This is a genomic window from Paraburkholderia sp. UCT70 (genome assembly GCF_050434085.1).
GTDB classification, from domain to species: domain Bacteria; phylum Pseudomonadota; class Gammaproteobacteria; order Burkholderiales; family Burkholderiaceae; genus Paraburkholderia; species Paraburkholderia tuberum.
In genome coordinates this window covers 734,331-748,022 of the sequence record NZ_JBNPVZ010000003.1, presented here as the reverse complement: position 1 = coordinate 748,022, position 13,692 = coordinate 734,331, and the positions used below count along the sequence as shown (strand labels likewise).

Sequence of the window (13,692 nt, the reverse complement as noted above, 5' to 3'; positions counted from 1 at the left end):
CAAATGCTGAGATGGTGCGGTCAGATCCCGTGACGTCGCATGCCGGTGCTCCGAGCACACCACCGGTCTGCGTTGGCGTAGGCATGGCCACCGCTCACGCCGCGGCAACTGACGACAACGGTGGACACGATCGCTGTGCAGACCGGCACGCGGTACCCTCCACCATGCCGCAGACGCGCGCTACCGCTGCGGTACGCCGTCGCGCCACTCGCCCCAATGCGTGACGATGTCCTGCACGAGCGGATTGCCCGTGAGGAACAGATTGTCGATCGCGATCGTGAAGCCCCCCTGCGACGAGTAGTTGAGCAGATTGTCCGCGCTCGACTGGCCCGCGTACGGCCGGTCGAAGTCCGAGCCAGCGCGCAGCACCGCGACACGGTTCAGGTCAACGCGATGCACGGTCGCCGCGCGCGTCAGCGCCTCGAAGGTGGCGTTGTCTTCCTGCTGCGTCGTGCAATAGGTGCCCTTGCCGTCGGTCAGGATCTTCGTCCAATGCCGCGCGCGCTCGCCGAGATCGGCGCCCGACCACCAAGTATCGCCCGCCAGCGTGTCGCACTGGATCACGGTCGGCGGACGGTTCGCGGGCGCATAGTTGTATTTGGCGCGGGCAGCCTGCGCCTGTGCGTCGTCGGTCAGCGTCACGTTGCGCGACAGCGCGAATGCCGCGTTCGAAAGCGCCGGATTGAGCTGGAACACTTCGGTGCGATAGTCGAGCGGCGGCTTCTGCGTCGGGCCCGTCGTGTTGATGCCGAGATAGCCGGTATTCCAGCCCGGCGGAATTTCGCGTCCGTCGATTTCCCATTGAATCCCGAAGTCGACCAGCCAGTTCGCCCACGCAGCGGAACCGACGGTGCCCTGAAGCGGATCAATACCAGCAATGCCCGCCACCATGAAGTACGTATGACGCAAGTCGAAACGCGGCGAGAACGTCAGCGCCATGATCGACGCGGCGGCATTCGCGTGCCCCATGCCCGTCGTCATCACGCAGACCTCCTTGCGATTGCAGTGTACGGCAGGGTAGTCAGGAGACAGGCCCGCGACGGTGATGTCCTGCCACGGGCCGAGATGATCGAGCCACACCTGGCCTTCCGGACCGAACATCGAAATGATCATCACCTTGACCGGCCGGCCATGCGACGCGCCGTCGTCCTGCGCGAAGCCGTCGTCGGTATGCGCGATGGCCGGTGCAACTGCGGCGCCTGCCACGAGCAACGATGAAATCGCTACACCAAAAGCACGATTTAGCATAAGAGGTCCCACCTGATATGTAAGAACTGCGGTTGCGAAACGTGAGTCGCGTGCCGTGTTGTCGACTGACGTCGTGGTTTTTTGTCGGCGTGCAGCGTGGGACCTGGGCGTGAGCCGTTCAGGTGACAGTGAGTATAAGCAGAGAAAAATCTGTATTGCCAGGCGGCGGCGAATTTTGATGCGGACGAAACGGCAACGGCGGACACAACGTACAGCGACTGGTTCTGGCGCAAATAGTGAAGGTGAATCGATTAAAGTGTTGCCCCCGATCTCATCATCCGACAATGAGCAAGCTGAAGAGTACGGACGAACTGTTCTCAGGCCGCCACTTCAACCGCGACGTGATCATTCTGTGCGTGCGCTGGTATCTGCGCTACAAGCTCGGCCTGCGTGATCTTGTCGAGATGATGGCCGAGCAGCAAGGCAACCAAACATCAGGGCAAGCCGCCAAAGACCATTACGCTCGATGGCTATGCCGCCTCACACCGTGCTGTGCGGGAGATGAAGGCCGACGGCCTGCTGCCGAAGGACACCAAGGTCCGATCCTCGAAATATCTCAACAACTTGATCGAGCAGGACCATCGCCACATCAAGTCCCGGACGAATGTCATGCTCGGCTTCAACCGTTTCAGGAACGCCGCGATCACTCTTGCAGGCATTGAGTTGACGCATCGCATTCGCAAAGGCCAATTCAACCTGGCGAAGCTCGGCCTCAAAGATACCGCCGCGTGAGCACACGTTGTGCGCTCAACTCGCGCAACACGCGCGAAACGGTCATGCGTGCGACTCCGGACTCCTTGACCAACTCGGTTTCCGAAGGGATTGCGTCTCCAGGCTTCCGCGTGCCATCGGCTATGCGCTCGATTACATAGCGCTTTATCTGTTCGTATGCTGGCGCAAGCTTGCGCTGCAGCTTCAACCGCTTCGCCTCTCCCCCCGCCTGCGCCGCCTCGGTCATGACTGTCCTGGTTGCACCGTGAACGATTTGCGCGCGCCGCGCGACGCCAGCCTCAAGTACCAACCGCCCCGGGCAAAGCATCGTTCGCCGAGGCCGCCGCGCTGCCCGCCACGGAGTCCGTTGGTGCCGGAATGCAGAAATCCCGTAAGGGCCGGACCGTCAACGGGCCGGGCAACGGCGGCGGACCATCATCCATGATCATGTGGAATGCGTGTGCCATGTCGTCCGCAAGCGGACGGTCGTCACGGTAGGTCGACAAGACAGCGCGAACCTGGCTATACAACGCCTGCGTATACGGCGCGCGCTCGGCCGCGATAGGCTGCAGGTCGTATGCCTGAACCGCGGCAAGCAGTTCAATGCCAAATATGCGGCCGCTGTTGTCGATGACGGCAAGCGCCTTGAGCGCGGCCGGCGTGGCGTGGCAAAGGTGATCTTCCTGCAAGCCGGACGTCACACCGCCGTCGAGGCTCGCGGGCGCGGCCTCGCGGCGGTTCTGCGCGACCAGCGCCGCCGCCGTGTACTGCGCGATCATGAAGCCCGAGCGCGTGCCGCTCGCTTGTGCGAGAAACGCGGGCAACCCGCTCACGAGCGGATTGACGAGACGATCGAGACGCCGCTCCGCCATCGCGGCCACCTGTGCGACCGCAACCGCGAGGCTGTCCATGGCGAGCGCGATCGACGCGCCGACGGCGTGCGCCTGCGAGAACACGCGCGGCTCCTCGGGCGTGCCGGCGATGATCGGATTGTCAGTCGTCGAGGCGAGTTCGCGGTTCACGACTTCGGCCGTCGCAGACAGCACATCGCGCGCCGCACCGTGCACATGCGGAATCGTGCGCATGCTGAGCGGATCCTGCGTACGCCGTCCGAGTGCCGCCGCCAGCAGACCGCTGCCCAGCAGCGCTGCGCGCATGCGCGCGCCGACCTGCGCAAGGCCCGGTGAGACGCGATACGCGAGCGAGCCCGCGTCGAACGCCACCATCTGCCCGCCGAGATTCTCGAAGCTCATCGCCGCCACGGCGTCAGCCCAGTCGAGCAACCGGTGCGCGCGTTGCAACGCGAGCGCCGCGAGCCCGGTCACGCACGGCGTGCCGTTCACGAGGCTCAAGCCTTCCTTCGCTTCGAGCGACAAGGGTTCGAGACCCAGCCGGCGCAGCGCCTCGGCGCCGCTGATGCGCTCACCACGCCAGTTCACGTGCCCCGCGCCGACGCACACGAGTGCGATATGCGCCATGTGGCTCAGATAGCCGACCGAACCGAGCGCGGGCACTTCGGGCAGGCAATCGGCCTGGAGCAGCGCGACGAGCCGCTCGACGAGTTCGACGCGCACGCCCGAATGCCCGTGCGCGTAATTGTTGATGGCTGCGGCCATGATCGCGCGCGTCTCCTGCGCGCCGAGCGACGCGCCGACGCCCACCGCGTGGCTCATCAAAATGTTGTGCGAAAGCGTGTGCTGTTCGGCCGGCGACACCACCACGTCGCACAACGCGCCGACCCCGGTGTTCACGCCATAGGCGCGCATGCCGCGCGCGATGATCTGCTCAACGAGCGCGCGCGCGGCGCCAATGCGCTCGCGCGCTTGCGCGGAAAGCTCGAGCGGTGCGCCTGCCGCGACGGCGCAGACTTCGCGCCAGTCCAGCGGGCTTCCGGTACGGATGACGGTCATGATGAACCCCGACGATGGATCAATGTGCGTTGCGGTCCTGATGGCTCGACACGAACTGGCGGAAGCGCTCCGACTTCAGTTCGCCGAATACCTCCGCGGGCGTGCCGTTCGAATCGACCTGGCCCTGATCCAGGAACATCACGCGGTTGGAAACGTGTTTCGCGAAGCCCATCTCGTGCGTGACGACGAGCATCGTGCGGCCCTCGTCGGCAAGCGTGCGCATTACGCGCAGCACTTCGCCCACGAGTTCGGGATCGAGCGCCGAAGTTGGCTCGTCGAACAGCATCACCTTCGGATGCATCGCGAGTGCGCGCGCGATTGCCACGCGCTGCTGCTGGCCGCCCGAGAGATGTGCGGGATAGTGGCCACGCTTGTCGGCGAGGCCGACCTTCGCGAGCAGCGCCTCGGCTTCCTCGACCGCTTCGGCGCGGCTGCGCTTTTGCACGCGCATCGGGCCTTCGATCAGGTTCTCCAGCACCGTCATGTGCGACCACAGGTTGAAGTTCTGGAACACCATGCCGAGCTGCGAGCGCACGCGGTCCACCTGGCGGCGGTCGCCCGGTTGCAGCGTGCCGTCACGGCGGCGCTTCATCTTCAGCGCTTCGCCGGCAAGCGCGACGGTGCCGTCGTCGGGCATCTCAAGTAGGTTCAGGCAGCGCAGGAACGTGCTCTTGCCCGAGCCGCTCGCACCCAGGATCGAAATCACGTCGCCTTCGTGGGCGTCGAGCGAAATGCCCTTGAGTACGTGATGGTCGCCGAACGACTTGTGGATGTTCCTCACGGACAGGGCGACCGGTACGACTGGGTTCATACGATTCTCCGGAAAGCTGGGCCGATCAAGACGCGACGCGGCGGGTTTCGAGTTGCGTGGCGGAACGGCGCACGACGGTGGGCGCGGCGCGCAGATGGCGCGAGAGGCGACGCTCGACGAGGCCGATGAGGCGCACCACGAGGAAATTCAGGCATAGATAGATCAGCGCAGCGCACGTGAACACCTCCGTCGTGCGATAGGTCTGCTGAATGATCTGTTGCGCGACACCAGTCACTTCCCAGACGGTGACAAGGCTTGCGAGCGCCGTCGACTTGACGAGCAGCACGGCTTCAGTCGAATAGGCGGGCAGGCACTGCCGCAACGCGATGGGGCCGATCACGCGGCGCAGCAGCGCGAAGCCCGACAGGCCGATTGCATAACCCGCCTCGATCTGCCCGACCGGCACGGCCATCAGGCCGCCGCGGATGATCTCGGCGGTGTAGCCCGCCGTGCACAGCGCGAGCGAGAGCACGGCGCACACGTAGGGCTCGCGCAGCACGGGCCACAGGAAGCTTTCGCGGATCACGCCGAACTGTCCGAGCCCGTAGTAGACGAGAAACATCTGGATCAGCAGCGGCGAGCCGCGGAACACGAGAATATAGGCGCGCGCGAAGCGGTTAGGCAGCCAGTGCGGCGAGACGCGCATCGTGACGATCACGAGCGAAAGCAGGCCGCCGAGCACGAGCGAGGTGAAAAAGAGGCTCAGCGTGGTCGGCACGGCGGCAACGAGCTGGCGCGTCGTGTCGAGAAGAAAATCGAAATCGATATGCATGATGAGGCCGCCCTTGCGTCAGTTGCGCGCGAAGTTGCGCTTGAAGGAGCGGCCGACGATCGTCTCCGCCCGGCCGAACACACGGTTCGAAACGCCCGTCATCGCGAGATAGAGCGCTCCGCCAACGACGAAGAACAGGAAGTACTGGTGTGTCGATCCCGCCGCGACCTGGCTGGCACGCAGCAATTCGGCGAGACCAGTGACCGAGATCAGCGCCGAGTCCTTGAGGCTCAACTGCCACACATTGCCGATACCCGGCAGTGCGAATCGCAGCACCTGGGGAATAAGGATGCGGCGCGCCATGGTGAGCGTCGGCATGCCGATCGCGCGCGCAGCTTCGAGTTCGCCGCGCGAGACAGCTAGCACGGCGGCGCGATAGACCTCCGTCTGATACGCGCCGGAAATCATGCCCACCGCGAACGCGCCAATCACGAACGGCGGCACGCCGATGAAGCCGTCGGCACCGAACCACTGCCCGATCGAGGACACCAGCGTCGAGCCGCCAAAGTAGAACAGATAGATGACAAGCAGTTCCGGCACGCCGCGGAAGACGGTCGTGTAGAAGTCGCCGATCACGCGCGCCGTGCGGAAGCGCGAGAGCTTTGCCGCTGCGACGATCGCGCCGAATACCGCGCCGATCGCGAGCGCCGCAAGCGTCAGCATCACCGTCATCAACGCACCGAGCAGGAGCAGGCCGCCCCAGCCATCGGTCCCGAAGCCGAGCATTTCGAAAAGAGCCATCACGCCACCTCAACCAGGCCTGCGAAACAAGCCGCGCGGCATCAGCCTTTCGAGCCGGATCAGGCCGAAGCGCGCGGTCACGTTGTGAGCGACGCTCAGGGCGTCACATCGGTCTTGAACCACTTCTCCGAAAGCTTCTTCACAGTCCCGTCGGTAATCGCCGACGTTATCGCCGCGTCGAACTTCGCCTTCAGGTCCGCGTCCTGCTTGCGGAACGCGAGGCCTTCGCCCGGCCCCCAGATCAGGCCGCCGATCTTCGGGCCGGCCGTCACCGTCGGCACCGCTTCCTTCTTGTCGGCATTTGCGGCGTAGTACGTCACATCGTCGAACGACGCGTCGATGCGGCCATTGGACAGATCGAGATCGCGTTCCGGCGAGGTCTTGTAGACGCGGATCGACGCGACATCCTTGAAGTTCTCGTTGATGAAGCGCGTATAGACCGTGCCCGACTGAATGCCGATGGTCTTGCCCTTGAGCGCCGTGCGCAGCGCCTGGACGGCGGGCGCGTTCGACTTGGAGTCGGTGTCGAGCTTCAGCGGCGCCAGGGTGTCGGTTGCCTTCGGCAGGATCTTCGTGTCGGTGACCGCGAAGGTCGCCGGCGTGGACGCATACGGCTTCGAGAAGGCAATGATCTTCTCGCGCTCTGGCGTGATCGAGATCGCATCCATCAGAACATCGAACTTTCCGGCTTGCAACCCGGGAATCATGCCGTCCCAGTCCTGCGCCACGAGATTGCACTTGAGTTGCGCCCGCGCGCACAGGTTAGCGGCGAGTTCGGGTTCGAAGCCACCCAGCTTGCCGCCCGGCAGCGTCATGTTCCAGGGCGCGTAGCCGCCTTCGAGGGCGATCGTCACTGTCGTCCAGTCCTTCGCCTCGGCGGTGTTGCCCGCAAGCGCCGCCGCTCCAAACGCGGCACCGATCAAACTCTTGACCACCCATCTGCACTTCGCCTGCATGTCCACACTCCTTGGATTGCCGAAAACTTCATTACGGTAGCGCGCCAATCGCGGTTTCGTCTTGTCTAGACAAGATGCGGGAAGTCGAATTTTGACGCAAGCGCATTTTCTGAAAATGTCGCCGATTCAGGGTATCCACCAGGTCAGGGTCTCGGAACCCATCTTGCAGGAACCTCGGAAGGATTGCACTCGTGGCGCCTTGCGCCAAAATGGTGCAACCATTGTTCAGCAGGCTCTGAACTTATGACGGGCATGCCAGTACTCGGAAACGCCTCGAATCTGCCGAGGGGACACAGAAGAAAGCGGGCGCGATTTCGGGATATACCTCGAGTTGACTAGACTTTTCGGCAGCGACTGCGCTTCTACATCGCTGCCTTTCAGGCTCGCAGCACAGCTCAACACGGCGATATGCGCGGGTGAGCACCAGTGCTTCCTCACCTTGGTCGGAAACTGGAGAAAAAGCGCTGGCGCGAATCGGAGTCATTCCAGTGAGTGCGGCCGCCACAGATCCCGCTAGCAGCCCAGGCTTACTGCATAAACCCTGCGTGACGCAGCGCCTCCTCAGCGGCCTCATGGTCTTGCACCGATGTTCCGCCAGAAACACCGATGCCACCCACCAGACGCCCTTCGTGGAAAATCGGTACGCCACCGCCGACCGGCGTCAGCCGCGGATGGTGCGCCAGCGGGGCAACGGTGGGTTCGGCCATGTACTGATTCCATTGATGCGTGGCCATGCCGAATGACGCGGCGGTCCATGCCTTGTCGATGGCGACGTCAACAGTCAGGAACGGGACGGAATCCGAGCGCTCGAACGCGCGCAGGTGACCGCCTGCATCGGCAATTGCGATTGTCGCGGCGAACCCGCGCGCGGCGCACGCGCGGCGTGCTTCTGCCAGCAGTGCTTGCGCGGCTTCCAGGCTGATCGTTGTCGTGCTGATGATTTTCGATGTCATGTTGATGCTCGTTTTCAGAAGGGTTCAGTGGTTAGCGACGACGACCTTGCCGATCATGTCGCCCGCCTCGACCAGCGCATGCGCTTCGATGAGACCTGCGGCGTTGATGCCGTCAATGCGTCGGGTCAGGGTGTGCTTGAGGCGGCCCTGGTCAACCAGCTCCGCCACGCGGCGCAGCAAGGCGTGTTGCCGTGCGATGGTGTCGGTGGTGAACATCGCGCGGGTGAACATCAGCTCCCAGTGAATCGAGATGGATTTCCCCTTGAACGGTCCGATGTCCAGATCCACCGGGTCGTCGATGAGTGCGAACTGGCCTTCCGGGCGCAGCACGGCGGCGATTTGCGGCACATAGGCGGCGCTGTTGTTCAGCCCGGCTACGTGGGTGACGTGCTCGATGCCGAGCGCGGCCAACTGGGGTGCCCAGGGCTGGTGGTGATCGAGGACGTAATGCGCGCCATGCGCCAACACCCACTCGCGGGTTTCCGATCGCGAGGCCGTACCGATGACGGTCATGCCAGTCAACTCGCGCGCCAACTGGGTCAGAATCGATCCGACGCCACCAGCCGCTCCAATGACGAGCAGCACGTTGTTATCGGTCGGGTCCGCGGCCTGAACACGCAGACGGTCGAACAGCAGCTCCCACGCGGTGATCGTCGTCAGCGGCAACGACGCGGCCTCTGCGAAGTCCAGGGATGTCGGCATGGGTCCGACGATGTGTTCGTCCACGGCGTGCAGTTCGCTGTTGCTGCCGGGCCGCTTGATGTCGCCTGCGTACCAGACTCGGTCGCCTGGCTTGAAGCGCGTGGCCAGCGCACCGGTCGCGCGGACGATTCCCGCAGCGTCCCAGCCAGGGATGCGCGCACCCCCTTCTGGAATATCTCCACCGAGCCGGATTTTGGTGTCGACCGGGTTGACCGATACCGCTTTCACTTCCACCAGCAGATCGTGGCCGCGCAGTTCCGGCGTCGGCAGCTCGATATCCTGCATTGCCTGCGGGTGGTTGATGGGATGGTTCTGATAGAAGCCAATGGCCTTCATACAAGTGTTCTCCAAGGGTGTTGGAGCTTATGTTATCTTTCGTCGATACGCGGATAAATACCCGCCTCACCCAAATACTTTCGGCATTTCAGTGAAAATAATTCGACTCGATGACGTTCAGATCTTCGTGCAAACGGTCGACCACGGCAGCTTCTCGGAGGCTGCGCGCCAGCTGAATATCGCGCCCGCACATGCGAGCGCGTCAGTGCAGCGGCTCGAAAAGGCGTTGGACACGCGCCTGTTCACGCGTTCGACGCGCAGCATGCAACTGTCGGAGGCCGGTGAGCGCTACCTGCCGCATGCGCGGGTCATGATCGGTGCGCTGGAGCAAGGGGAGCAGGCTCTGGCAAACGGCCGGGAGGTGCTGTCCGGACCGCTGCGGCTGTCTGCTCCGTCTGACTTTGGTCGAAACCTGCTGTTGCCGTGGCTGGATGAATTTCAGCACCTGCACCCTGGCTTGTCGCTGCACCTGAAAATGAGCGACCGTGCGGCCGACCTCATTCGCCAGCCGCTGGATGCAGTCGTGCGCTACGGAGCGCTGCCCGATTCGTCACTTCTGGCGATGAAGCTGGTCGACAACAACCGACGCGCATTGTGTGCCGCACCGTCATACCTCGAACGGCATGGCGCACCGGCCAAAGTTGAGGACCTGCGGCGACACAACTGCCTTCGGTACGTCTGGAGCGAGCAGATACATGAACGCTGGCGCTTTACCCCGCCTGGCGGCGAACGCACCGTGGCAGTCACGGGTAATCGCATCAGCGACGATGCCGATGCAGTTCGTCGCTGGGCGATAGCCGGGGAAGGCCTCGTCTACAAGTCGCGACTGGACCTCATCGACGATCTGAAGGCAGGTCGACTGGTGGAGTTGTTTCCGCCGGAGTATTGCGAGCCTTCGCCGCTGCACTTGATTTGTGCTCACCGTGCGCAACTGACACCGACGATCAGCGCGTTGAATGCCTTCCTGCGCGAGCGCTGCTCCGCATTGCTGGCCAGCTACCCCTCGGGAAGCTCCCGATCTGCGTAACGAAGTTCGCCCTTTCCTGATCGTCTCAATGAGTCGACCGAAGGCTCAGGCGCTAGCTCAGTGTCTTGAACTGGATACCCGGATAGGCGAGTTTTGGCATCCTGCTTTCCAGGAAGGTGCGGAGTTCCTGCACCTGCGCCGCTTTGTCGGAATCTTCCGGTCTGATGAGGTAATACGCGTCACCACTTCCAACGGCGGTTTGAACGGCAGCACGAGTTGCCGCTCGTCGATCGCGTTGGCGCAGAGCGCCAGATCGCCTGTCGAAATACCGTGCCCCGCTGCGGCCACAGCGATTCCCTGTTCGAGCATGTTGAAGACCTGGCCACGGGTGATGTCCACGTTGGCGAGGGGTCGGGAGTGTGAGTTCGCTGATGCAGGAAGCTCCATTGCGAGCGTCGACCCCCGCTCGTTCTGTTCGGCAAGAGCCTCGGCGCCGCGGGTTGGACGCGCCTGTCGACCAGCTGCATCTCACCGACGACGTTGCGCTCGCGGTCCGCGCGAACGTCGCGGTCATCACGACGCTCTCCGCACAGATCGCCATCGTGGAAAAGCGTCTTCAGGAAAACGTCGCGCACACGCGGACTGCGCCCTCTTTACTACAGTACCCGGCATTGGACAAACGCTTGCGACCGTGATCGTACTGGAGACGGGCACACGCCACCTTCGTGTCGGAAGCCAGTTAGGCCGTAACCAGGTCAGCCCCAATCTTTGTCGCGGGATAGAAGTCAAGATCTGGAATGAAAGGAACTGATGGAGCACGCTTAATTCGCACCCTTTGTCTTATAACAGTTTCACGAACTGATTGAATTAAATGCCATTTCACTTATCCTCTTTTCATAGTCGCGCGATGGTCCAAACCAGCAGTCCTCTCGTCGGAGGTCACGGCCAATGAGTCCCGTCGTCGTCACCCTGCTCGTGCTGCTGGGCGTCGGGCTACTGCTCGCGCTCCGCCTCATGGGCATCTACAACGGGCTAGTGGTCGCCCGGAACCGCTTCGCGAACGCCTTCGCCCAAATCGACGTGCAGCTCAAACGCCGCTACGAGCTGATTCCGAACCTGGTCGAAGCGGTCAAGGGCTACATGGGTCACGAGAGGGAGACGCTCGACGCCGTCATCAAGGCCCGCAACAGCGCGATGGCAGCCGAGCAGAAAGTCGCCGCCAACCCCAGCGACCCGGCGGCCATCAGGGGGTTTAATGAGGCCGAGGCGCAGCTGGGCGGCACTCTGGGCCGGCTCTTTGCGCTATCCGAAGCGTACCCGGACCTCAAGGCCAACCAGAACATGCTCGCCCTGCAGGAGGAACTGAGCTCGACCGAGAACAAGATCGGCTTCGCCCGGCAAGCCTTCAACGACGCCGCCACCGACTACAACAACCGGCGCGAGGTCTTCCCGGCCGTCATGGTGGCCGGCATGTTTGGTTTCAAGGAAGCGTCACTGCTCGAAACCGCAGAGGCCGAGCGCGCAGCGCCCAAGGTGTCGTTCCGGTAACCCGGAACCGCCACGGCTCCGTGCGCTTCACGCTCTCAAAACCGCGCCGACCATGGCCACCAATTTCTTTCAGCAGCAGGATTCGGCACGGCGCAAGACCTTCCAGCTGGTGGTCTATTTCGTCCTCGCGATCCTGATTCTGATCGCCCTCGTGTACGGTCTGTTGGTGGCGCTCAGCATGTATGGCGCTCACGAGCCAGTGTCTTGGTGGCAACCTGACATGCTCCTGCTCGCGGCGCCGGCGGTGGGCATCGTGGTCGGCGGTGCCAGCGCGCTCAGGGTGGCCCAGCTCGCTTCTGGCGGGCAGGCCGTCGCCTTGATGTTGGGCGGTAAGGAGGTGCCCGGCACGACCACCGACGAGCGGCAGAAGCGGCTGCTCAACGTCGTCGAGGAGATGGCCCTCGCTGCGGGAGTGCCGGTACCCCCCGTATATGTTCTGCCGGTGACCGGCATCAATGCCTTCGCGGCCGGCTACGCCCCGGGCGATGCTGTGGTCGCCGTCTCCCAGGGCTGCCTCGACTACTTGACCCGTGACGAGCTGCAGGGCGTGGTGGCGCACGAGTTCAGCCACATCCTCAACGGCGACATGCGGCTCAACATCCGGCTGATCGGCCTGATCTTTGGGATCATGGCGTTGTCCATCATCGGCCGCAGCCTCATGTTCGCGTCCCGCGGACGCTCGTCGGGAAGACAGGATTCCCGCGGCGGCATGGTGCTACTGGGCCTGGGCGTGTTTGTGCTGGGACTGGTGGGAGCGTTCTTCGGTCGGCTGATCATGGCAGCGGTGTCCCGGCAGCGCGAGTACCTGGCCGACGCGAGCGCCGTCCAATTCACGCGCAACCCCGACGGGATCGGCGGGGCGCTCAAGAAGATCGGCGGGCTGGCCGAGGGGTCGCGCATCGACACCCCCCGGGCCGCCGAGGCTGGTCACATGTTTTTCGCCAACGCTTTCGCCGGCGAGGGCCTCGCCGGACTGCTGGCCACCCACCCGCCCCTCGTCGAGCGCATCCGCCGGCTCCATCCCCAGTTCGACGGCCAGTTCCCGGAAGTGCGACCGGTCGATGTCGATCGGGAACAACTCAAGGGCACCCGCCCCAGCCGCGTCCCGCCGTTCGCCGGGGTTCCCACGTTACCGGGGCTGCCGCAGGTGCCTGTGCCGGTATTGGGCTTCGCCGAGGAAGCGGCGTCTCGAGTCGGCCACGTCCATCCGGAAGTGATGAGCTACGCCCAGGCACTGCACGACGGTATGCCCGACGCGCTCCGGGTTGCCGCCGAGGAGCCGTTCAGTGCTCGCGCCCTAGTCTGCGCCCTTCTTCTGGACCCGCTGGAGGACCTGCGGGAACTTCAGCTGGCCCAGCTGAAGGCCGGCGCCGAACCGCAGGACTTTGCCGAAACCTTGCGGCTGGTCGCCCCAGTCCGGGCTCTGCCGGACACGCATCGGCTGCCCCTCCTGGATCTGGCGCTGCCAGCCCTGCGGCAGATGTCGCACCGCCAGCACCAGGCTTTCCGCGCACAGGTCGAGTTGCTCATGATCGCCGACCAGCGGCTGAGCCTGCTCGAGTACACGCTCCGCTGCGTGCTGCATCGCCATCTCGACGCCCAGTTCCTGCCGCAGCGTCAGACGCGTCCGTTGCACAGCTCGCCGCAAAAACTGGCGCAGCCCGTGGCGACGGTGTTAGCGCTGTTGGCCTGGGAAGGCCGGCCGGAACCCGACCGGGCCGCCCAAGCTTTCGATACCGGCATGCGCGGCTACATCGGCGGCGACCACACCCACCGCTTGCCGCCCCGCGAGAAACGTTCCCTCATCGAACTCGATGCGGCCCTGCGAACGCTCAATCAATCCGTTCCGGCAATCAAGCGCCGGATCGTCGCCGCCTGCGCGGCGTGCATCCTGGCGGACCAGCAGTTCACCGTCCGTGGAGCAGAGCTGCTCCGCGCCGTTTGCGACACGCTCGACTGCCCGCTACCGCCACTCGTCGCGAGCGAATCGGACAGACGATGAACGACATTGCATGCAGGGCTTTGTCGCGGCAAGGA

Annotated in this window: 13 protein-coding genes and 2 pseudogenes; 5 read left to right on the top strand and 10 right to left on the bottom strand. The window is 63.9% G+C overall.

Annotated elements, in window-relative coordinates; genetic code table 11:
- Positions 1–180: 180 nt before the first annotated feature.
- Positions 181–1,248, bottom strand: a complete 1,068-nt coding sequence (locus OKW41_RS21325) for a purine-nucleoside phosphorylase (protein WP_429447964.1) — start codon at positions 1,246–1,248, stop codon at positions 181–183.
- A gap of 284 nt (positions 1,249–1,532) precedes the next feature.
- On the opposite strand from OKW41_RS21325, the pseudogene OKW41_RS21320 reads away from it, so the two are divergent.
- Positions 1,533–1,980: pseudogene (locus OKW41_RS21320) on the top strand (DDE-type integrase/transposase/recombinase).
- Here the strand turns inward: OKW41_RS21320 and OKW41_RS21315 are convergent.
- The 8 genes and pseudogenes from OKW41_RS21315 to OKW41_RS21280 form a co-directional block, all read right to left on the bottom strand.
- Positions 1,973–2,206, bottom strand: a pseudogene (locus tag OKW41_RS21315) (GntR family transcriptional regulator); the annotation flags it as partial. The pseudogenes OKW41_RS21320 and OKW41_RS21315 overlap by 8 nt on opposite strands.
- A 52-nt stretch (positions 2,207–2,258) precedes the next feature.
- Positions 2,259–3,869 carry an HAL/PAL/TAL family ammonia-lyase gene (locus OKW41_RS21310; protein WP_429573868.1) on the bottom strand — a complete coding sequence of 537 codons (1,611 nt, stop codon included), beginning with the start codon at positions 3,867–3,869 and terminating at the stop codon, positions 2,259–2,261.
- A gap of 19 nt (positions 3,870–3,888) precedes the next feature.
- Positions 3,889–4,680: an ABC transporter ATP-binding protein gene (locus tag OKW41_RS21305; RefSeq protein ID WP_429573867.1), complete on the bottom strand. Its 792-nt coding sequence runs from the start codon at positions 4,678–4,680 to the stop codon at positions 3,889–3,891.
- 25 nt (positions 4,681–4,705) lie between these two features.
- Complete coding sequence (locus tag OKW41_RS21300; protein ID WP_429573866.1) at positions 4,706–5,452, bottom strand: ABC transporter permease; 747 nt, start codon at positions 5,450–5,452, stop codon at positions 4,706–4,708.
- Positions 5,453–5,470: 18 nt separating this feature from the next.
- A complete protein-coding gene (locus tag OKW41_RS21295; RefSeq protein WP_429573865.1) occupies positions 5,471–6,193 on the bottom strand; it encodes an ABC transporter permease in 723 nt (240 codons plus the stop codon).
- 95 nt (positions 6,194–6,288) lie between these two features.
- A complete protein-coding gene (locus tag OKW41_RS21290) occupies positions 6,289–7,149 on the bottom strand; it encodes a transporter substrate-binding domain-containing protein (RefSeq protein WP_429573864.1) in 861 nt (286 codons plus the stop codon).
- Positions 7,150–7,676: 527 nt separating this feature from the next.
- On the bottom strand, positions 7,677–8,102 hold the full coding sequence (locus OKW41_RS21285) for a GlcG/HbpS family heme-binding protein (RefSeq protein WP_429573863.1): 426 nt from the start codon (positions 8,100–8,102) through the stop codon (positions 7,677–7,679).
- 24 nt (positions 8,103–8,126) lie between these two features.
- Entirely contained in the window at positions 8,127–9,140 is a 1,014-nt protein-coding gene (locus tag OKW41_RS21280; protein WP_429573862.1) for a zinc-binding alcohol dehydrogenase family protein, read from the bottom strand.
- A 97-nt stretch (positions 9,141–9,237) separates the two neighbouring features.
- On the opposite strand from OKW41_RS21280, the gene OKW41_RS21275 reads away from it, so the two are divergent.
- Positions 9,238–10,167, top strand: coding sequence for a LysR family transcriptional regulator (locus OKW41_RS21275; RefSeq protein ID WP_429574354.1), 930 nt, complete (start codon positions 9,238–9,240; stop codon positions 10,165–10,167).
- A 57-nt stretch (positions 10,168–10,224) separates the two neighbouring features.
- Here the strand turns inward: OKW41_RS21275 and OKW41_RS21270 are convergent, their stop codons facing one another.
- On the bottom strand, positions 10,225–10,506 hold the full coding sequence (locus tag OKW41_RS21270) for a hypothetical protein (RefSeq protein WP_429573861.1): 282 nt from the start codon (positions 10,504–10,506) through the stop codon (positions 10,225–10,227).
- 101 nt (positions 10,507–10,607) lie between these two features.
- On the opposite strand from OKW41_RS21270, the gene OKW41_RS21265 reads away from it, so the two are divergent.
- The 3 genes from OKW41_RS21265 to OKW41_RS21255 all read left to right on the top strand — a co-directional run bounded on the left by OKW41_RS21265 (position 10,608) and on the right by OKW41_RS21255 (position 13,657).
- Entirely contained in the window at positions 10,608–10,802 is a 195-nt protein-coding gene (locus tag OKW41_RS21265) for a hypothetical protein (protein ID WP_429573860.1), read from the top strand.
- Between the two features lie 253 nt (positions 10,803–11,055).
- Positions 11,056–11,655, top strand: a complete 600-nt coding sequence (locus OKW41_RS21260; RefSeq protein WP_429447981.1) for a LemA family protein — start codon at positions 11,056–11,058, stop codon at positions 11,653–11,655.
- A 52-nt stretch (positions 11,656–11,707) separates the two neighbouring features.
- Positions 11,708–13,657 carry a M48 family metallopeptidase gene (locus tag OKW41_RS21255; protein WP_429573859.1) on the top strand — a complete coding sequence of 650 codons (1,950 nt, stop codon included), beginning with the start codon at positions 11,708–11,710 and terminating at the stop codon, positions 13,655–13,657.
- Positions 13,658–13,692: the final 35 nt, after the last annotated feature.

Bases quoted from the DNA above. Each gene is read 5' to 3' on its own strand.
- OKW41_RS21325 (WP_429447964.1), bottom strand. From the start codon at position 1,248: ATGCTAAATCGTGCTTTTGGTGTAGCGATTTCATCGTTGCTCGTGGCA.
- OKW41_RS21310 (WP_429573868.1), bottom strand. From the start codon at position 3,869: ATGACCGTCATCCGTACCGGAAGCCCGCTGGACTGGCGCGAAGTCTGC.
- OKW41_RS21305 (WP_429573867.1), bottom strand. From the start codon at position 4,680: ATGAACCCAGTCGTACCGGTCGCCCTGTCCGTGAGGAACATCCACAAG.
- OKW41_RS21300 (WP_429573866.1), bottom strand. From the start codon at position 5,452: ATGCATATCGATTTCGATTTTCTTCTCGACACGACGCGCCAGCTCGTT.
- OKW41_RS21295 (WP_429573865.1), bottom strand. From the start codon at position 6,193: ATGGCTCTTTTCGAAATGCTCGGCTTCGGGACCGATGGCTGGGGCGGC.
- OKW41_RS21290 (WP_429573864.1), bottom strand. From the start codon at position 7,149: ATGCAGGCGAAGTGCAGATGGGTGGTCAAGAGTTTGATCGGTGCCGCG.
- OKW41_RS21285 (WP_429573863.1), bottom strand. From the start codon at position 8,102: ATGACATCGAAAATCATCAGCACGACAACGATCAGCCTGGAAGCCGCG.
- OKW41_RS21280 (WP_429573862.1), bottom strand. From the start codon at position 9,140: ATGAAGGCCATTGGCTTCTATCAGAACCATCCCATCAACCACCCGCAG.
- OKW41_RS21260 (WP_429447981.1), top strand. From the start codon at position 11,056: ATGAGTCCCGTCGTCGTCACCCTGCTCGTGCTGCTGGGCGTCGGGCTA.
- OKW41_RS21255 (WP_429573859.1), top strand. From the start codon at position 11,708: ATGGCCACCAATTTCTTTCAGCAGCAGGATTCGGCACGGCGCAAGACC.